Source organism: Allobosea sp. CRIB-10 (assembly GCF_900112185.1).
GTDB lineage: Bacteria > Pseudomonadota > Alphaproteobacteria > Rhizobiales > Beijerinckiaceae > Allobosea.
Genome location: NZ_FOKP01000011.1, coordinates 1 through 17202 on the forward strand (window position 1 = coordinate 1; position 17202 = coordinate 17202).

The following is a 17202-nucleotide window of genomic DNA, read 5'->3' on the forward strand; positions in this document are numbered from 1 at the left end:
TCCTTGAATTCCGGTGCAAATCTCTGCGAACTCATGACCAACCTCCTATGCTCAAAGGATAGGTCGGCGATGTCTAACGGACCGGGGGCAGTCCAATTAGCTTAACTGAGCGTCCACAGAACCGGCAGCAGGCCAAACGAAACGGCTTCCGGCGAAGCCGGGGCGGTTCAGTTCAATCGATTCAAACTTCTATCGCCACGTAATCTCGTTGAGCGCTTCTTCTGCAAGCTCCAACACTTCCGAAGCATCGCAACTCACCACGACAAGCTCGCAAGGAATCTCCTCATAGTCGTCGCCCTCGAATCAGCCGAGTCTCGATGCGCGCTGATGAGTCCACCACCTAGCCCGCTAAGCGAATTCCGCTCCCTAGATCCTGTCCCGTTGCGGGGTCGCCTCCGAGGCCGGCGATCATTTGTGATCGATTCTGCATCCTGCGGCTCCCACTCGCTCTCGGTTTCGACCGGCAGTCGCTCTGCTCGGGTGGCCGGCCCGTCGCATTGCTTTGCCTCTTCCTTCTGAAATTAACTTTCTGGTAAGAGGTTCAGGGTTCCTTGCCGGAGACGATGGCTGCCGCCCGCGGCAACCGACATCCCGTAATCAGGAGGTCGCCGCATGAAGCGGGCCGTGATCGCTGCCGATGCCGTTCGTTCTCTCGATAGGAGCCGCCACGGCCGCAAGGCGATCCCGCTTCTGATCTGCCTGGCCGCGCCGGCGCTGGCCGCGTGCAGCACGGCTCCGGTCCAGACCGCTTCGACGACGACTGCCGGTCCCGCGACAACGACGAAGCAGACCCACGAGATTCGCAAGCGCGCCATCGAACTGGCCAAGGCTGACCCGCGCGAAAAGGAATGCCTCGTCCGCGCGATGTATTTCGAATCGAACCGGTCGAGCGAGCAGGGATTGCTCGGTGTCGGCACGGTCGTGATGAACCGGGTCGGGGCCCCGCGCTATCCCGAGACGATCTGCGGCGTCGTCGGCGCGCCGCGCCAGTTCGCTCCTGGCGTGCTGACCCGCCAGATGGTGGCGCGTGACCTGCCGAAGGCCGAGGCCGCCGCCGAAGCGATCCTCGCCGGCCGGCGCAACGAGGCAGTCGGCAACGCCAAGCATTTTCACATGGCCGGCCTGCGCTTCTCCTATGCCAACATGCATTATGTGACGGTGGCCGGGGGCAACGCGTTCTATGTCAAGGGCGAGCGCCCCGAGCGCCGCCGCATCGAGGAGCCGAGCTATCAGCTCGCCGCGGTCTCCACGCCGGCTCCGCTGGCCAGCTCCGCCTCCACCGGATCGACCTCCTTCGCCAACGCGCCGCTGGCTTTCGCGCCGGAGACGCCCGCTGCTGCCACGCCCGCCGGCCCGGCCACGCATCTCATCGGCAAGGTGACGCTGCCGCCCAGCCGTCCCTTCGACCTCGACATGCCCAAGAAGCTCGCGAAGACCTTCGTCGCGCCGCCGAAGAACGATGCTCGTCTCGCTGCGCTTATGCCCCCTGCCCGCGGTCTCCGCGGCAGCATACCGCTCGACTGAACCGCCCGAAATTACGGGCGCGCCGCTGATGCATCGCCCGCGCGGTGGGGGCTAAGCTGCTCGCGCGGCAGGGATGGCGACGCGCGACGCCGTCATCCGAAATGACCTCGTTCCAGGCGCCCGGCTTCTTTCGCGGGGCCCTGCGGCATGAACGCCGCTTCCAGCCAGTGGCGCGCGGCGCTAGATTGGCTCCATGAGCGCACCCTCGCAGATCGACACGCAGGATGTAGCGGCCCAGCCGTCCCGTCTCGGTGTCTGGCTGCTCGCTGGCGGCTTCGGCTTGCTGCTTCTCGCCGGCCTGCTGCTCTGGTGGCGCGAGGGGGACCGGCTGTTCGCCGACGGGCTGATCGCTGCGCTCCTCGCCTGTTTCTGAGCGGTGTGTCGTCCGCGATCGAGGATTTTTCCGTGAACCGCCGCCTGCTCCTGCCTCTTGCCGTCTTCCTGCTCGGCGCCGTTGCGCTCGCCGCCGCCGCCTTCCTCACCTTCGCGCCGGCCTCGCGCTCGGGCGGGCAGAGCCTCGCTTCCAGCGTCGGCGGTCCGTTCGCACTCACGACAGCCGAAGGCAAGACCTTGACCGACAAGGATCTGCGCGGCGCGCCGTTCCTGGTCTTCTTCGGCTTCACCCATTGTCCGGACATCTGCCCGACCAAGCTGTTCGAGATCTCGGAGGTGCTGCGCGCTGCCGGTGCCAAGGGCGACAAGCTCAAGGCGCTGTTCGTCACGGTCGACCCGGAGCGCGACACCGCCGAGACGATGAAGAGCTATCTCGGCTCCTTCGATCCGCGCATCGTCGGGCTGACCGGCGATCGCGCCGCGATCGACGCCGCGGTCAAGGCCTACCGCGCCTATGCCCGCAAGGTGCCGCTCAAGGATGGCGACTACACCATGGATCACACCGCCCTGGTCTATCTGATGGACAAGAACGGCGGCTTCGTCGGCGCCTTCAACATCGAGCGCCCGCCGGCGGAAGCGGCGCAGGAGTGGCTGCGGCATCTGTGAGCGTCATGCCCGGCTACTCGGCGGCTCTTGGTGCAAGATCGCGATAGCGGGAGGAGCGCGCCAGCCCGTGCGCCGTCTTGTGCCAGCCGAAGCGGTTGTCGAGATAGTCGTAGAGCGCCAGCCATCCGGCGAGCGAGGTGGCGAGATAGTAGAGCGGGAGCAGCCACAGCCGGCGTCGCAGGTCCGGCGCGCGGCGTCGCGAGGCACCGAGCGCCGGGAGCAGGAACATTGTCAGAAGGCCGCAGCCGGCGAGGCCGAGCGATATCGCCGAGAAGCAGGTTTCCCATGGCGTGGTGGGCGACAACAGCGAGCCTGCGAACATTGCTGCCCCTGTCGTAACGACAAGGAGCGGCAAGAGCAGCGTCCCCAACAGAGAGCCCAGCGTCAGAACCAGGAACGCCAGGGTCGCCGCGAGCCCGGCTTCGCGAGCCAGCCGGTCCGGGCGCTGCATATGGCTGATCAGCGTTTGCAGGTAGCCCTTCAACCAGCGCCTGCGCTGTTTCAGCCATGCCCGCAGATCGGGCGGCGCCTCTTCCAGCGTGTGGCTGGGTAGATCGGCCATGTACCCGCCGGCGCGGATGAGGCGGAAGCCGATATCCGCATCCTCCGTGACGTTCCATGGATCCCAGCCTCCGACGCGCCGCAGCGCATCCGTGCGGAAATGCGGCATTAGGTAGCAAAAACATGAAGGCGTAAAAAAGCGCTCCAATCACGAAATAGGACGCGACCTTGACGGCTTGCTCCATCTCCAGATTTCGTCCAAAATTTTCCTGTACATCCGAATTGGATCGCGCTATCTCCGAAATTCGGAGGAAAGTGATGAGCTACCTGACGGACGAGATCGCGGACGTGCAGCGCCGCCTGGAAGCCATCGACCAGGCTATCCAGACGCGTGTCAGGAAAATTCAGGACGACGCCACGACCGCGATCGTTCAGGCCATGCGGGATAGCGATGATGAGAAGACTGGTTTGCGCGTCAAGCTCGCGCACCTGATCGCCGCGGCTGGAGGATCAAGCCCGGTCGAACGGCCCAAGACCATCGAGGCCGATGCTTCCCTGGGCGCCGCGCCTTCCCCCCGGCGAACCGCTGGCGAGACCATCTTGGAGGAGTTGGCGAAGCAGGGTCCGCTTTCATCCAACGCCCTCGATAAGGCAGTAATGGCCGAGGGGTGGTCGAAATTCGCTGCCGAGAAGGCCAAGGTCGTTCAGAAGAAGAACGGCTGGATCATCAATGAGAAGAGGATCTGGACATTGACCCCCGAGGGGCAATCGAAGGTTTCAGGGACGCGATCAGAGCCCTGAAAAGAAAGAACGGCGCCGATTGGGATCGACGCCGTTCTTCATGCGGACGTAGCTTAAGGTTTAGAGCAAGTAGATTCCCAACTACCCAGTGCGGGTTCGAGTCCCGTCGTCCGCTCCCAATCCTCGATCCCTTGATCGCATAGATTCACAGCCTCCGATGCCTGTCAAGAGTCGGTCCGCTCGATACCCTTGGGAGAGCCGTTCGAGGCGAAAATCAGCCGAAGACCGGCATTTTCCAAGGCCGAAGCGAGCGCACGTGCATTGTTGGCTATCGGACTACGCCGTTGTTTTTCGAAATCCCGCACCGTGGACAACGATACGCCTGCTGCGGTTGCGAGGTCTTCTTGCTTCCAGTCGAGCCAGGCCCTCGCAGCTCGGCACTGTTCCGGAGATATGATCACTATGGCCACTGAGGACAACTTCCTTAACCAACGTCAACGCCTATCGTTGACGATTCGAATGCCAACACTCATAGCTAAGGCCAACGATGGGCGTTGGTCAAATGGGATCGAGGGGAAGCGAAAGTAGTGAACCTAAGGGGCAGCATTTCCTGCTCTCGGCTGCCGCACGTCGGTTATCGCTCGCCCAGATCGCTCGTTTAGACGACGATGACGCTTATGCTCTATTCTGCGGCATCCGCTGGTGCGACACCGAAGGCGAGCCGGTTTGCCCGCACTGCGGTTGCTTGGCCATCTATCGGCACGAAAGCCGCAGGATCTTCACTTGCAAGGCTTGCGACAAGCAGTTCAGTGTCACATCGGGCACGATCTTCCATTCACGCAAGATGGCCGTACGCGACCTGCTTATGGCGATCGCGATCTTCACGAACAGCGTGAAGGGTCACTCGGCCCTTCACCTATCTCGGGACCTCAACGTCCAATATAAGACGGCCTTCGTCTTGGCCCATAAGCTGCGCGAAGCGTTGGGCTACGAGACGACTACCAGAACCGCTAGCGGCGTGGTCGAAGTCGACGGCGCCTATTTCGGCGGTTACATCAAGCCCACGAATTGGGCCGAGAACCGGAAGGACCGACGCCTCGCCAAGAACCAGAACGGCAAGCGGCGCGTGGTCGTCATCATGCGCGAGCGGGGCGGCCGAACGCTCCCGTTCGTGGTCAAGCATGAAGCTGAGTCCGTGCCGATCCTGGCCGATCGCATCCGACCTGGCAGCGTGGTCCATGCGGACGAGGCTCGGTCCTGGGATCCTCTCTACTATGCAGGCCTAGATGTTCTGCGGATCGATCACACGACAGCGTACTCGGACGGAGAAGCCTGCACGAACGGCGCCGAGTCGTTCTTCTCGCGGTTGCGCCGCGCTGAGATCGGTATGCATCACCACATCGCCGGACCTTACCTCGCGGATTACGCGAACGAGATGGCATGGCGCGAGGACGCGCGAAGGATCGATGCCGCGACGCAGTTCCTCTTGATCGGCTTGGCTGCCTTGACGCATCCTCCCTCGCCTCGGTGGAAGGGATATTGGCAGAACGGCCCTGGAGCACGTCAGTCGGCGACGCCGTTCTGATCCGGCTCCGCGGCATCGGATCTACCCGTCCGCCGTGACCAGGCGAGATTTCCGAATTTGTCGACCGAGGAGCGCACGCGACCTGCATCGCGATGCACTCGAAGAGCCTTCGATACCCGTCTGGTAATCTCGGAGATCATCCGCCGGTCACGGACGTCATCTCCGCGCAGCGCGATGATGGCCTGAGCCAACTCGCGTGAGGTCATTGGTCCATCGGCATCTCTCAGCTCCCGGATTAGGCTTCTCGCGAGCTCCCCCTGCCCGAAGATCACTTCCCTCTTTTGACGTGGCATGGCCGCGTCCAGGTCGCCCTTATGTCCTAGAACACACAGTGTCCGATCCAGGGCTAGGAGATCATTTTTGATCTCTGCCAGACGGTCACGGATGCGCTCGGCTTCATGGAACATGTCGGCACGCTTCCGGATCAATCCGGAAATCGTGTGGTCGTAGGGCTTTCCCGTCTCTTCGCTCATCACGGAAGTATGGCCCAGGCTATCAGGACGATAAATGGACCATCACATGTCTTTGCTACCTAATGCCGCGGAAATGGTTGGAGGTGCCGCCGAGCATGATCGGCAGGCCGCAGGCCAGCAGACCGGGATTAAGCACGTCGAACAGCCCGGCATATTCCAGGGCGAAGCAGCCGCTGATCCAGCTATCGCCGGGGTTGTCGATGACGAGATGCGCCTGCAGGCAGACGAGCTCGGCGTCCGAGCGCAGGAAGCGCGCCGCCGCCAGGCGTAGCTGGCGCGGATCGGGAACATCCTCGGCGTCGAAGATGGTGAACAGCTCGCCGCGCGCTTCGGCCAGCGCGACGTTGAGCGCGCGCGGCTTGGTCTGCGGGGCGCCGCGCGGCACGATCACGACATTCATGAAGGGCGGAAGTGTGCGGGCAGCAAGGGTGCGCCGCAGGTTCCAGTCGATCTCTTCGACGAGGATGCGGATGTCGAGCTTGGCGGCGGGATAGTCGAGCGCCGCGAGCGCCTTGATCAGCTGGTCGAGGACTGCTTCCTCCCCGAAGATCGGCACGGCGACGGTATAGACCGGCAGGCGACTGTCATCGATCTGCCAGCGGTGGTCTTGCCACAAGTCGGCCACTGGCTTCTCGGCCAGAGCCGCGAAGCGCAGGATCACGACGCCGAAGAATAGGGGACCGAGCGCGAGGCCAAGGGCGGTCAAGGTCGCGAGCGGCGACAACGTGCCGAACCAGGACAGCACCCCGACCAGCAGGCCGGCGAGGCATTTCTGCAGCCAGTTGCTTCCGGTTCGAGCGCTGAACCGCCGCAGTCCTGCCTCGTCGGTCCAAGCCGCTCTGTGAGCCAGCACGGCTGCATTGCTGCGTCGCAGCTCGGTTGCCAGCGCCGAAGGCGTCAGCATGACGATATCGCTTCGGCCAAAAGGCTTCGCCGCCAGAAAACGTCGCAATGCGGATCCGGGCGGCGGAGCCACGGCGAAGCGTAGAGGATTTCCGGGCCGCATATGCGTGGCGGCCACGCCCTCCCGCAGGATCGCCGCGATGTCGCCGCCCGGCTGCAACGATGGCGCGCGCGGCTGGAAGCGCAGGTCGAGCTCGGCAGCCAGCGCCCGGTAGAATTGCTCTTCAGTGACAAGGCCGGAGGCGATGACCTGACGGCTCGGCGACACGCTGATCCGCTCAGCGAGCCGGGCGGCCTCCCGCAATTCTGCGGGCGGCACACCATGATCGGCGAGGAAGGCGATCTCGGCGGGCAGGCCGAGCATGCGCACCGCGGTGGCGTCGGCGCGCGGCCAAGCTAAGGCTTCCATCCCCATCCCCCAGGGGTCGCAGCTGAGCGCTCCCGCAGCCGGCAGCAACTTATGGTTGCTTAACGGCACGTCAGAGTCGAGTCGTGCAAGAGAGATCGGCGTATTGTCGCTTCGACAAGGCGGCGCCGTCAGCTTCGGGGAGGGGCGAAATAGCCACTCCAGATCATTTGCATACAAATGAGGCGAACCTGCCGTTTCCCACAGCAGTGCTCGAACTGCCGACGATATCGCGAGTCCGGAGCGGCCTGGCCCGTGCTCGATGCCAAGCGGCGATAGAACCTGTGGTCTATCCAAATCCTTCATTTCCCGACGAATCTGCGTGGAGCGGCAGAGTCCGAGTGCCATTTCATTTCGCGGTTGCGAACGGGTTCCGGCGCGATAGTCTCGCTTCCCTGCTGCGGTCCGCAGCTTGCAGCGCGTCGATCTCAAATCGCTTGACAAGCTTGAAATCCGTTGAGATCGTTGTTTGCATACAAATGAAATTTGAACGCGAACGTCTGGCCTGCTGCAACGATAAAGATCGGCGGCGTGGCACATTGGGAGAGTGACATGACCGCTTGGCTTGGCCTGACTTCGTTCAACCGTCTCGCGGCCCTCGCCGCTGCGGCCGTCCTCACCGTGCAGGCGCCGGCACGCGCCGAGGAGATCTCCGTCACGCAATGGGGCGCCAGCATGTATGGCGCGCCTTACGCCGTGGCGATGGAGAAGGGCCTGTTCAAGCAGGCCGGCATCGACATCACCGGTATCATCGGCTCGGGCGGCGGCGGCACCACGGTGCGCAACATCCTCGCCAGCACGACGCCCTATGGCGAGGTCGCGGTCTCGGCCGCGCTCGCAGCCAAGGCGCAGGGCCTCGACCTGATCATCGTCAACACCGGCACGCGCAGCGTCGCCGAAGCCTCGATGGTCGTGATGCCGAACTCCGATGTGAAGAGCGTCGAGGACCTCGCCGGCAAGAAGGTGGCGATCACCTCGCCGAAATCGGTCTCCGAGATGCTGCTGCTGATGGTGCTGCGCGAGAAGGGCGTCGACCAAGGCAAGGTCCAGCGCGTCGCGGCCGGCGGCTATGTCCCGGCGCTGACCATGCTCGAGCAGAACGCCGTCGTCGGCTCGGTGCTGATCGAGCCGCTCTCGATCATCCGCAAGGACAAGTACCGCACGCTCTACAAGGCCGGCGACATCCTGAAGCCGATGACGACCTCGGTCGGCATCACCACGCGCAAGTTCGCGCAGGAGAACCCGGAGAAGCTCAAGGCGATCATCGCCGGCCGCCGTGCCGGCGTGCAGGCGATCTACAAGGATCCGGCCGAGACGGCCAAGATCATCGAGAAGCTCTACAAGCTCGACGCGCCGATCGCCAAGGAAGCGGTCGACAACATGATCCCGCCGAAGATGTGGAGCGAGGGCGAGTTCAACGTCGCCGAGCTCAACCGCATGGTCGAGGGCCTCAAGCTGATCGGCGAGATCAAGGCCGATGTCGACTGGTCGACCGTGCTCGACAAGACCTATCTGCCCGCCGACCTCCAGGCGAAGCAATGAGCGCGGCGTCGGGGGCCAAGGTCGTGCCGCTCGCGCCCCAGTCCGCAATGGCCCCGGCCCATGCCAGGCTGCGCGGCGTCACCCGGGTCTTCGAGCTGCCGAAATCGACCCTGCATGCGCTCGGCCCGGTCGATCTCGATCTGGCGAAGGGCGAGTTCTTCTCGGTGGTCGGCCCGTCCGGCTGCGGCAAGTCGACCCTGCTCGACATTCTCGCCGGCCTCAGCGCCCCGCAATCCGGCACGGCCGAGTTCGAGGGCAAGCCGATCCAGGGCGTGCCTGATGGCGTCGGCGTCGTCTTCCAGGAGGACGCCTCCTTCCCCTGGCTCAATGTCCGCGACAATGTCGCCTTCGGCCTGCGCCGCGCCGGAGTCGACCCGGCCGAGATCAACCGCCGCGTCGACTACGCCGTCGGCTTCATGGGGCTGAAAGACTTTGCGGCGTCCTATCCGGCCCAGCTCTCCGGCGGCATGCGCCAGCGCGTCTGCATCGCCCGCACTCTGGTGATGCAGCCGCGCCTGATCCTGCTCGACGAGCCCTTCGGCGCGCTCGACCAGCAGACGCGCCTGCTGATGGGCGACGAATTGCTGCGGCTCTGGCGCGAGACCTCGGCGACGATCCTGCTGATCACCCACGCCCTGGATGAGGCCGCCATGCTCTCGGACCGGGTCGGCGTGATGTCGACCAGGCCCGGCACCTTCATCGATTTCGTCGAGACCGGCTGGGAGAAGGATCGCGACAGCCGCGTCGTCTCGACCCCGCATTTCGGCGACATCACCGCTCGTCTCTGGGAAAAACTCCGGATCGAGGCGCTGAAGATCATGTCGGCCGGGAAGGGCTGAGCCATGTCCGAGAAGCTGCTGCGGGTCATCGTCGTCGTCGCGATGATCCTGCTGGTGGAACTGCTCTGCCGCATCGGCGTCATCCCGCGGGTGGTGATGATCGCCCCGTCCGACATGGTTGTCGAGCTCGGCAAGATCCTCGCCTCCGGCCAGTTCTCGGCCGACATCCGGATCACCTTCACCAATATCGCGATCTCGACGGTGCTCTCGGTGCTGCTCGGCTTCGCCGCCGGCGTGGTCATCTACTCGCTGCCGAGCCTGCGCGACGCGATCGAGCCGCTGCTGGCGAGCTATTACGCCGTCCCGACCTTCGTCTTCTATCCGATCTTCATCACCCTGTTCGGAGTCGGCTCGGCCTCGATCATCGCCATCGCCGTGCTGCTCGCCATCGTCTCGATGGTCACCGCGACGCTGAACGGGCTCGACCGCATCCCCCGCGTGCTGCGCAAGACCGGCCAGATCTACCGAATGTCCCGGGCCAGGACCGCGCTCCTGATCGAATTGCCGGCGGCGACGCCCTATCTCTTCACCGGTGTGAAGCTCTCGGTCGCCTATTCCTTCATCGGCGTGATCGCCTCTGAGTTCATCCTGTCGGGTGCCGGCATCGGCTATGCCATCGCCTATGCCTACAACCTGTTCGAGAACGGGCACATGTACGCGCTGATGCTGCTCGTCCTGATCGTCGTCACCGTCGTCAACACCTTCCTCAACATGATCGACCGGCGCCTCCAGGCGCGCCGGCAGCGGTGAGGCCATGACAGCTCTCATGCCACGCTCCGCCGGCACGCTCCTCGTCCTCCTCGCTTTGCTCGTGCTCTGGCAGGGCTTGCATCTGCTGGTCGGCGCCTCCTCGCTGGCTTCGCCCGTGCAGACGGTCGGCAAGCTCGCCTCGCTGCTCGCCACCGGCGAGTTCTGGCTCAACATCTCCGAGACGATGCGGGCCTTCGTCGCGGCCTTCGCGATCTCGCTTTGCGGCGGTATCGCGCTCGGCATCGTGCTCGGCGTGCGCAAGCTCGCCGGCAACGTCGCCGAGCCGATCCTGACGACGCTCTATTCGATCCCCAAAGTCGTGCTCTATCCCTTGGTGCTGCTCTGCTTCGGCCTCGGCATCTCCGCCAAGATCGCCTTCGGCGTGATGCATGGGCTGATCCCGATCACGCTGTTCTCGATGAACGCGATCCGCCAGATGAAGCCGGTCTATCGCCGCATCTCGCAGGTGATGCGGCTCTCGCCCGCGCAGAACGCCTTCACCGTGATCATGCCGGCGATCCTGCCCGAAATCATCTCCGGCGTTCGGCTCGGTTTCTCGCTGACGCTGCTCGGCGTGTTGATCGGCGAGATGTTCGCCTCGCAGCGCGGTCTCGGCTTTCTGCTGACCAGCGCGATCAATCTCGGCCAGATCGACACGATCATGGCGATCGCCTTGCTGCTCACCGTCTTCGCCGTCACCTGCAACGCATTGATGATGCGCTTTGACCGGCGCCTGACGCACCGCTGAAGCTCGTTCGAGTGCTTGCGCGGACTGCGCCGCTCATGCAGGTTGCAGCCGACTTGCTCCGCTCGCCGCGGGTTGCGCCCTGCATTGGAAAAACCATGAACCTCTACCGTTTCGGCGTCGCCGCCGTCTTCGTCGCCCTGCTGGGCGGCTGCGTCTCGCGGGAGGAGCCGATCGTGACCTCCGAGCCTGCTCCGGTGATGCGGACCCGTGTGGTGCGGAATGCGCCGCCGCCGGATCGCGGCGATCTCGACCTCGGGCTGCCGCCGGCGCGCGAGGGCGGGCCGGCCTATGTCCGCTCCGGCGTCAGCAGCGCGCCTCGGCAAGGCGAGCTTTATGGCGGCGGCACGCTGCCGCAGGGCTTCTGAAGCCTCGCGCCAGCGGATCACCAGCATTCTCCTCGTCATGGTCGGGCTTGGCCGACCATTCGCGTCGTCACGCCGTCGATCGAATGCGGTGTTCAAGCCGTGGATGCTCGCCACGAGGACGAGCATGACGGAGCGGGAGTAATACGCTCTCCGATCCGCTCAGGTATCGACGTTCGCGTTCAGCGCGTTGCTCTGGATGAATTCGCGGCGTGGCTCGACCACGTCGCCCATCAGCTTGACGAAAAGGTCGTCGGCCTCGTCGTTCTGGTCGTTCTTGACGCGCAGCAGCGAGCGCACGTCGCGGTCGAGCGTGGTCTCCCAGAGCTGGTCCGGATTCATCTCGCCAAGGCCCTTATAGCGCTGCAGCGAGACGCCTTTCTTGCCGATGGTGTTGACCGCGTCGAACAGGTCGCTCGGGCCGTTGACGATGTGGTCGTCGCCCTTGCGGCTGAGCACGCCCGGCTTGGCATAGGCCTCCTGCAACGACGAGGCGGCGGCATCGAGTTTGCGGGCCTCGGCGCTGGCGAGCAGGCCGGCATCCAGCGCCACCACCTGCTTCACGCCACGCACCAGCCGCGAGAAGGTGAAGCCGCCATCGGCGGCCTTGCCTTCCCAGCCGCGCTCGATCTCGTCGGAGATCGCGTCGAGCCGGCGCGCGACATAGGCTGCCGCTTCAGCGAGCTCGGCCTCGCTGCGATCGCCCTGCGGGCGTAGCGCACCGGCGATCGCGGTCTGCTCGACCACCCGCCGGTCATAGCGCGAATGCAGCTGAGACAGCGTATGGCGGATGCTGCGGGCTTCCTCGATCAGGGCGCGCAGATCGGTGCCGCCGCGCTCGACTCCGTCGCCGGTGCGGAAGACCGCGCCGTCGAGGGCGGAGTCGACCAGATAGTCCTCCAGCGCCCGCTCGTCCTTGAGATAGGTCTGCGACTTGCCGCGCGCCGCCTTGTAGAGCGGCGGCTGGGCGATGAAGAGATGGCCGCGGTCGATTAGCTCCGGCATCTGCCGGTAGAAGAAGGTCAAGAGCAGGGTGCGGATATGGGCGCCGTCGACATCCGCGTCGGTCATGATGATGATCTTGTGATAGCGCAGCTTCTCGACGTTGAAGGCGCCGGAATCCTTCTCGTCGCGGCCGATGCCGGTGCCGAGCGCGGTGATCAGCGTGCCGACCTGGTCGGAGGACAGCATCTTGTCGAAGCGCGCCCGCTCGACATTGAGGATCTTGCCGCGCAGCGGCAGCACGGCCTGGTATTCGCGGGCGCGGCCCTGCTTGGCTGAGCCGCCGGCCGAGTCACCCTCGACGATGAAGAGCTCGGATTTGGCCGGGTCCCTCTCTTGGCAGTCAGCCAATTTGCCTGGAAGAGATGCGATATCGAGCGCGCCCTTGCGCCGGGTGAGGTCACGCGCCTTGCGCGCCGCCTCACGGGCAGCGGCGGCTTCCGCCACCTTGCCGACGATGGTCTTGGCCTCGTTCGGATGTTCCTCGAGCCAGGTCGAGAGCGCCTGGTTGACGACGTTCTCGACGACCGGGCGGACCTCCGAGGAGACCAGCTTGTCCTTGGTCTGCGAGGAGAATTTCGGATCGGGCACCTTGACCGAGACGATCGCAGTCAGGCCCTCGCGGCAATCGTCGCCGGTGAGCGAGACTTTCTCCTTCTTCGAGATTCCGGAGGTTTCGGCATAGCCGGTGACCTGCCGCGTCAGCGCGGCGCGGAAGCCGGCGAGATGGGTGCCGCCGTCGCGCTGCGGGATGTTGTTGGTGAAGCAGAGCACGTTCTCGTGGTAGCTGTCGTTCCACCACAAGGCGACGTCGACGGTGATGCCGTCCTTCTCGCTCGAGAGCATCACCGGCTGGGAGATGATCGGCGTCTTGGCGCGGTCGAGATAGCGCACGAAGGCCTCGACGCCGCCCTCGTACATCAGTTCCTCGCGCACGATCTCGGCATGGCGCGCATCGGTCAGCACGATGCGCACGCCCGAGTTCAGGAAGGCGAGCTCGCGCAGGCGATGTTCCAGCGTCTTGTAGTCGAACTCGACCATGGTGAAGGTTTCCTGCGAGGGCAGGAAGGTCACCTCGGTGCCGCGCTTGTCGCCGGCCGGGCCGACCACGGCGAGCGGGGCGACCGCGTCGCCATGGCGGAACTCCATGAAATGCTCGTTGCCACCGCGCCAGATCCGCAGCTTCAGCGAGACCGAGAGCGCGTTGACGACGGAGACGCCGACGCCGTGCAGGCCGCCCGAGACCTTGTAGGAGTTCTGGTCGAACTTACCGCCGGCATGGAGCTGGGTCATGATGACCTCGGCAGCCGAGATGCCTTCCTCGCTATGGATGTCGGTCGGGATGCCGCGGCCATTGTCCGAGACCGTCACCGAGCCATCGGCGTTGAGCGTCACCGTGACGAGGTCGGCATGGCCGGCGAGCGCCTCGTCGATGGCGTTGTCGACCACCTCGTAGACCATGTGGTGCAGGCCCGAGCCGTCATCGGTATCGCCGATATACATGCCAGGGCGCTTGCGGACCGCGTCGAGGCCCTTGAGCACCTTGATCGAGTCGGCGCCGTAGTCTTCGGCGCCGTTGGTGACGTCTGTCATGAAGATGGTCCTTCGGCGGGCGAGCGGGAGGCCCGCTGATCAACTTGATTCGGCTTACGAATATAAGCGCTGAGGATGGCTTTTTCACGTGCGCACGCACGCGTACGCGAGAGCGGCGGATTTAGCCAGGGAATGTCGCGATCGCATCGAGGAAAATCTCGCCGTACTGGGCGAGCTTGCGCTCGCCGACGCCTTCGATCGCGCGCATCTGATCGAGGCCGAGCGGGCGCTCGCGCGCCATGGCGATCAGCGTCCGGTCGGTGAAGATGATATAGGCCGCGACGCCTTCCTCGCGAGCGATGGTCAGGCGCAGCTGGCGCAGATGTTCGAACAGTGCCGCTGTGTCGCCGTCGAGCCCGTCGGCGCGCGCCGCATCCCGCTGACCACGGCGCGAGCGCCGCTCGGCGAGCGGATCGACCCGCAAGGCGATCGGCTCGCGGCCGAACAGGATGTCCTCGCCCTTCTCCGTCAGGCGGAAGCCGCCATGCTCGACGCTGGCCTCGGCCAGCGCACCGGCGGCGAAGAGCTTGCGGGTCAGCGCCATCCAGGCGCCTTTCGGCTTGTCGACGCCGACGCCGAAGGTCTTCAGCCCATCATGGTTCTGGCGCCGGATCGCCTCGGTCGCCGTGCCGGTGAGGATATCCGCGAGATGGCCGGCGCCGTAGCGCTGGCCGGAGCGGATCACCGCCGAGAGCAGTTTGCGCGCATCGAGGGTGGCGTCCGAGAGCTCGGGTGCGGCGGGGCCGCAGAGATCGCAGCGGAACTGCGCCTCTCCATGCCGGCAGGGTGGCACCTGCTCGCCGAAATAGGACAGCAGCGCCGAACGCCGGCACAAAGCCGATTCGCAGAGATCGATCATCGCATTGAGGCGCGTGTGCTCGATCCTGCGGCGCTCGTCGTCGATCTGTTTCTCGTCAATCTGGCGCCGGCGCAACGCCATGTCGTCGACGCCGTAGAGCGTCAGCGTGTCCGCCGGCAGCCCGTCGCGCCCGGCACGGCCGATCTCCTGGTAGTAGGCCTCGATCGAGCCGGGCATGTCGGCATGGACGACGAAGCGGACATCCGGCTTGTTGATGCCCATGCCGAAGGCGATGGTGGCGCAGACGACGACGCCGTCCTCCTGCAGGAAGATATCCTGGTTGCGGTTGCGCTCGGCCTGCTCCAGCCCGGCATGGTAGGGATAGGCCTTCCAGCCCTTCTCGCTCAGGCCCTGCGCCAGCCGCTCGGTGCGACCGCGCGAGGAGCAGTAGACGATCCCCGAGCCGCCGCGATGGACCTTCAGGAAGTCGTCGATCTGCCGGCGCGGCTGCTCCTTCGGCGCGAAGGAAAGCTTCAGGTTCGGCCGGTCGAAGGAATGGATCACCAGCTTCGGCGGCTGCGGGAAAAGCTGCTGGGCGATGTCGGCCTGGGTTTGGCGGTCGGCGGTCGCGGTCAGCGCCGTCACCGGCACGTCGCCGAGCGCCTCGCGCACCTTCGAGAGCAACCGGTACTCCGGCCGGAAGTCATGACCCCATTGCGAGACGCAATGCGCTTCGTCGATGGCGAGCCGGGTGACGCCGAGCCGGCGCAGACGGGCGACCAGTCCTTCGCCCGCCAGCCGCTCGGGCGAGACGAAGAGCAGGCGCAGCTCCCCGGAATTGAGCTTGTCCCAGGCCTGCGCCGCCTCGGCCTCGCTGTTCATCGAGTTGAGCGAGGCGGCGGAGACGCCGGCCCGCACCAATTGCCCGACCTGGTCGCGCATCAGCGCGATCAAGGGCGAAACCACCAGCGTCAGCCCGCCCGCGACCAGCGCCGGCAGCTGGTAGCACATCGACTTGCCCGAGCCGGTCGGCATCACCGCGAAGACGTCGCGGCCGGCCAGAGCGGCCTCGATCACCTCCCATTGCCCGGGGCGGAAATCGTCATAGCCGAAGACCGACTTCAGGATCGCGCGGGCTTCTGATTCACGGGGCGACGACATCAGGCGGATGTGCCGGATTCGGCAAGCGATGGCCAGCCATCGCGCGATTCCATCCCCGGTTCGCGCAAGCCGGCTTGATCGGCCGCGGGCCGTGCCCCACGCTGCGACGGCCCGGCAAGGAGAGCCATGATGCGCCTGCCCCTGACTGCCGCCATCTGCTGCCTTGCCGCCCTTGCGCAAGCCCGGCCGCTCGAGCGCGAATTGCCGCCGGCGCGGGCCGCCTGCTGGGAGCGGACCTATGACGCCGAACACCTCGCCAGCCATCCCCGACAGAAGGTCGCACGGATCCGGCTGGTGCATCTGCCGCAGAACTGGTCCGAAACCGGCCAGGGCGGTTTCTATGTCGCGCTCTATCTCAACCTGCGCCAGCGGGTGAAGGCCGGTCAGAGCTTCGACTATCAGCTCGGCGGTATCTGCAAGGCGGCCGGGCAGGGCTTGCGCTGCGTGCCGGAATGGGAGGCCGGCAGCTGGCGGATCGAGCGCGGCCCGAACGGGGCGCTCGACATCCGCAATGGCGGCATCATCGCCAATCCCAACCCTTACGATGCCGAGGAGATCGCGGACGGTGCCGTTCGCATTCCGGCGAAGCCGGATGACGGGCTCTGGCGCCTGTCTCCGGCGAGCGGCCCGTGCGGAATGGAATAGCCGCTAGGGATGGAGCGCCGCGACCTTCACCAGCCGCGCCACCATCTTGTCGCGCAGGCCCTTGAGGCGCTTGTCGGTGAAGTCGCCATCTTCGCCATAGGCCTTGTCGGCGCCGGAAACGGCCAGCATCTCCGGCACCAGCAGCGCGCCGAAGCCGAGCTCGAGCACGCTCCGCAATTGGGTCAGGCAGCGATAGGTGCCGAGATTGCCGGCCGAGGCGCCGCCGATGGCGACGGTCTTCTCGCGCAGGCCGGGGCCGCCGGAGCGGACGATGCTGATCCAGTCGAGCGCGTTCTTCAGTGCGGGCGGATAGCCGGAATTGTATTCGGGACTGGCGATGAACAGCCCGTCATGCGCGTCGACCAGCGCCGCCAGCGCCTTGGCCTCGGCGGGGGGCTCGTTGTCATAGGCACGCGCGTCGATCAGCGGCAGCGGGTAGTCGCCGAGCGATATCTGCGTCACCTCGGCCCCCGCCGCCTGGAGATTCCCGGCGATCAGGGTCGCGAGCCTTGTGTTCATCGAGCCCGGGCGCCAGGAGCCGGCGAAGACGAGGATTTTTGGCATGGTCACTCCGACAGCGCGGCCGGCGAGCAGCCCGGCCTTCTCATAGCGCGATGTCGGAGAGATGC

18 protein-coding genes, 1 tRNA gene and 1 pseudogene are annotated in these 17202 nt (G+C 65.3%); 13 read left to right on the forward strand and 7 right to left on the reverse strand.

What is annotated here, in order from left to right:
- Positions 1–198: 198 nt before the first annotated feature.
- The 4 genes and pseudogenes from BMZ69_RS32120 to BMZ69_RS15005 all read left to right on the forward strand — a co-directional run.
- Positions 199–344, forward strand: a pseudogene (locus tag BMZ69_RS32120) (IS5/IS1182 family transposase); the annotation flags it as partial.
- Between the two features lie 268 nt (positions 345–612).
- Positions 613–1524 (forward strand): cell wall hydrolase, encoded by a 912-nt coding sequence (locus BMZ69_RS15000; protein ID WP_092157909.1) that lies wholly within the window; start codon positions 613–615, stop codon positions 1522–1524.
- A 193-nt stretch (positions 1525–1717) separates the two neighbouring features.
- A complete protein-coding gene (locus BMZ69_RS32125) occupies positions 1718–1897 on the forward strand; it encodes a hypothetical protein (RefSeq protein ID WP_244543380.1) in 180 nt (59 codons plus the stop codon).
- Positions 1898–1929: 32 nt separating this feature from the next.
- A complete protein-coding gene (locus tag BMZ69_RS15005; RefSeq protein WP_244543381.1) occupies positions 1930–2523 on the forward strand; it encodes an SCO family protein in 594 nt (197 codons plus the stop codon).
- Between the two features lie 13 nt (positions 2524–2536).
- On the opposite strand, the gene BMZ69_RS15010 is transcribed toward BMZ69_RS15005, so the two are convergent.
- Entirely contained in the window at positions 2537–3193 is a 657-nt protein-coding gene (locus BMZ69_RS15010) for a glycosyltransferase family 2 protein (protein WP_092157913.1), read from the reverse strand.
- 149 nt (positions 3194–3342) lie between these two features.
- Between BMZ69_RS15010 and BMZ69_RS15015 the strand changes: the two genes are divergently transcribed.
- Together BMZ69_RS15015 and BMZ69_RS15020 are read left to right on the forward strand one after the other, a co-directional pair.
- Positions 3343–3825 carry a hypothetical protein gene (locus BMZ69_RS15015; protein WP_092157915.1) on the forward strand — a complete coding sequence of 161 codons (483 nt, stop codon included), beginning with the start codon at positions 3343–3345 and terminating at the stop codon, positions 3823–3825.
- Between the two features lie 42 nt (positions 3826–3867).
- Positions 3868–3940 (forward strand) — tRNA-OTHER (locus BMZ69_RS15020).
- Positions 3941–3989: 49 nt separating this feature from the next.
- Here BMZ69_RS15020 and BMZ69_RS15025 read toward each other — a convergent pair.
- The gene (locus BMZ69_RS15025; RefSeq protein ID WP_348272473.1) at positions 3990–4235 is read right to left on the reverse strand and encodes a helix-turn-helix domain-containing protein; all 246 of its coding nucleotides are present in this window, start codon (positions 4233–4235) and stop codon (positions 3990–3992) included.
- Between the two features lie 92 nt (positions 4236–4327).
- Between BMZ69_RS15025 and BMZ69_RS15030 the strand changes: the two genes are divergently transcribed.
- Positions 4328–5350, forward strand: a complete 1023-nt coding sequence (locus BMZ69_RS15030) for an IS1595 family transposase (protein ID WP_092157917.1) — start codon at positions 4328–4330, stop codon at positions 5348–5350.
- On the opposite strand, the gene BMZ69_RS15035 is transcribed toward BMZ69_RS15030, so the two are convergent.
- Together BMZ69_RS15035 and BMZ69_RS15040 are read right to left on the reverse strand one after the other, a co-directional pair.
- Positions 5329–5823, reverse strand: a complete 495-nt coding sequence (locus BMZ69_RS15035; RefSeq protein WP_092157919.1) for a hypothetical protein — start codon at positions 5821–5823, stop codon at positions 5329–5331. The two genes, BMZ69_RS15030 and BMZ69_RS15035, sit on opposite strands and share 22 nt — an antisense overlap.
- Positions 5824–5878: 55 nt before the next feature.
- Positions 5879–7480, reverse strand: a complete 1602-nt coding sequence (locus BMZ69_RS15040) for a glycosyltransferase (RefSeq protein ID WP_175506814.1) — start codon at positions 7478–7480, stop codon at positions 5879–5881.
- A 204-nt stretch (positions 7481–7684) separates the two neighbouring features.
- Between BMZ69_RS15040 and BMZ69_RS15045 the strand changes: the two genes are divergently transcribed.
- The 5 genes from BMZ69_RS15045 to BMZ69_RS15065 all read left to right on the forward strand — a co-directional run bounded on the left by BMZ69_RS15045 (position 7685) and on the right by BMZ69_RS15065 (position 11376).
- Positions 7685–8674 carry an ABC transporter substrate-binding protein gene (locus BMZ69_RS15045; RefSeq protein ID WP_092157923.1) on the forward strand — a complete coding sequence of 330 codons (990 nt, stop codon included), beginning with the start codon at positions 7685–7687 and terminating at the stop codon, positions 8672–8674.
- On the forward strand, positions 8671–9513 hold the full coding sequence (locus tag BMZ69_RS15050; protein WP_092157925.1) for an ABC transporter ATP-binding protein: 843 nt from the start codon (positions 8671–8673) through the stop codon (positions 9511–9513). Before BMZ69_RS15045 ends, BMZ69_RS15050 begins: the two co-directional genes overlap by 4 nt.
- Positions 9514–9516: 3 nt before the next feature.
- A complete protein-coding gene (locus tag BMZ69_RS15055; protein WP_092157927.1) occupies positions 9517–10263 on the forward strand; it encodes an ABC transporter permease in 747 nt (248 codons plus the stop codon).
- A 16-nt stretch (positions 10264–10279) separates the two neighbouring features.
- A complete protein-coding gene (locus BMZ69_RS15060; RefSeq protein ID WP_092157929.1) occupies positions 10280–11011 on the forward strand; it encodes an ABC transporter permease in 732 nt (243 codons plus the stop codon).
- 95 nt (positions 11012–11106) lie between these two features.
- Complete coding sequence (locus tag BMZ69_RS15065; RefSeq protein WP_092157931.1) at positions 11107–11376, forward strand: hypothetical protein; 270 nt, start codon at positions 11107–11109, stop codon at positions 11374–11376.
- A 159-nt stretch (positions 11377–11535) separates the two neighbouring features.
- Here the strand turns inward: BMZ69_RS15065 and gyrB are convergent, their stop codons facing one another.
- Positions 11536–13968, reverse strand: coding sequence for a DNA topoisomerase (ATP-hydrolyzing) subunit B (gene gyrB, locus BMZ69_RS15070; protein WP_092157933.1), 2433 nt, complete (start codon positions 13966–13968; stop codon positions 11536–11538).
- A 121-nt stretch (positions 13969–14089) separates the two neighbouring features.
- The gene (gene recQ, locus BMZ69_RS15075) at positions 14090–15928 is read right to left on the reverse strand and encodes a DNA helicase RecQ (protein ID WP_092157935.1); all 1839 of its coding nucleotides are present in this window, start codon (positions 15926–15928) and stop codon (positions 14090–14092) included.
- A 129-nt stretch (positions 15929–16057) separates the two neighbouring features.
- On the opposite strand from recQ, the gene BMZ69_RS15080 reads away from it, so the two are divergent.
- Entirely contained in the window at positions 16058–16573 is a 516-nt protein-coding gene (locus BMZ69_RS15080; RefSeq protein WP_139219057.1) for a hypothetical protein, read from the forward strand.
- Positions 16574–16576: 3 nt separating this feature from the next.
- On the opposite strand, the gene BMZ69_RS15085 is transcribed toward BMZ69_RS15080, so the two are convergent.
- A complete protein-coding gene (locus BMZ69_RS15085; protein ID WP_139219058.1) occupies positions 16577–17137 on the reverse strand; it encodes an NADPH-dependent FMN reductase in 561 nt (186 codons plus the stop codon).
- Between the last annotated feature and the right edge of the window lie 65 nt (positions 17138–17202).

Bases quoted from the DNA above. Each gene is read 5' to 3' on its own strand.
- BMZ69_RS15000 (WP_092157909.1), top strand. From the start codon at position 613: ATGAAGCGGGCCGTGATCGCTGCCGATGCCGTTCGTTCTCTCGATAGG.
- BMZ69_RS32125 (WP_244543380.1), top strand. From the start codon at position 1,718: ATGAGCGCACCCTCGCAGATCGACACGCAGGATGTAGCGGCCCAGCCG.
- BMZ69_RS15010 (WP_092157913.1), bottom strand. From the start codon at position 3,193: ATGCCGCATTTCCGCACGGATGCGCTGCGGCGCGTCGGAGGCTGGGAT.
- BMZ69_RS15015 (WP_092157915.1), top strand. From the start codon at position 3,343: ATGAGCTACCTGACGGACGAGATCGCGGACGTGCAGCGCCGCCTGGAA.
- BMZ69_RS15030 (WP_092157917.1), top strand. From the start codon at position 4,328: ATGGGATCGAGGGGAAGCGAAAGTAGTGAACCTAAGGGGCAGCATTTC.
- BMZ69_RS15035 (WP_092157919.1), bottom strand. From the start codon at position 5,823: ATGAGCGAAGAGACGGGAAAGCCCTACGACCACACGATTTCCGGATTG.
- BMZ69_RS15040 (WP_175506814.1), bottom strand. From the start codon at position 7,480: ATGGCACTCGGACTCTGCCGCTCCACGCAGATTCGTCGGGAAATGAAG.
- BMZ69_RS15045 (WP_092157923.1), top strand. From the start codon at position 7,685: ATGACCGCTTGGCTTGGCCTGACTTCGTTCAACCGTCTCGCGGCCCTC.
- BMZ69_RS15050 (WP_092157925.1), top strand. From the start codon at position 8,671: ATGAGCGCGGCGTCGGGGGCCAAGGTCGTGCCGCTCGCGCCCCAGTCC.
- BMZ69_RS15055 (WP_092157927.1), top strand. From the start codon at position 9,517: ATGTCCGAGAAGCTGCTGCGGGTCATCGTCGTCGTCGCGATGATCCTG.
- BMZ69_RS15060 (WP_092157929.1), top strand. From the start codon at position 10,280: ATGCCACGCTCCGCCGGCACGCTCCTCGTCCTCCTCGCTTTGCTCGTG.
- BMZ69_RS15065 (WP_092157931.1), top strand. From the start codon at position 11,107: ATGAACCTCTACCGTTTCGGCGTCGCCGCCGTCTTCGTCGCCCTGCTG.
- gyrB (WP_092157933.1), bottom strand. From the start codon at position 13,968: ATGACAGACGTCACCAACGGCGCCGAAGACTACGGCGCCGACTCGATC.
- recQ (WP_092157935.1), bottom strand. From the start codon at position 15,928: ATGTCGTCGCCCCGTGAATCAGAAGCCCGCGCGATCCTGAAGTCGGTC.
- BMZ69_RS15080 (WP_139219057.1), top strand. From the start codon at position 16,058: ATGCGCCTGCCCCTGACTGCCGCCATCTGCTGCCTTGCCGCCCTTGCG.
- BMZ69_RS15085 (WP_139219058.1), bottom strand. From the start codon at position 17,137: ATGCCAAAAATCCTCGTCTTCGCCGGCTCCTGGCGCCCGGGCTCGATG.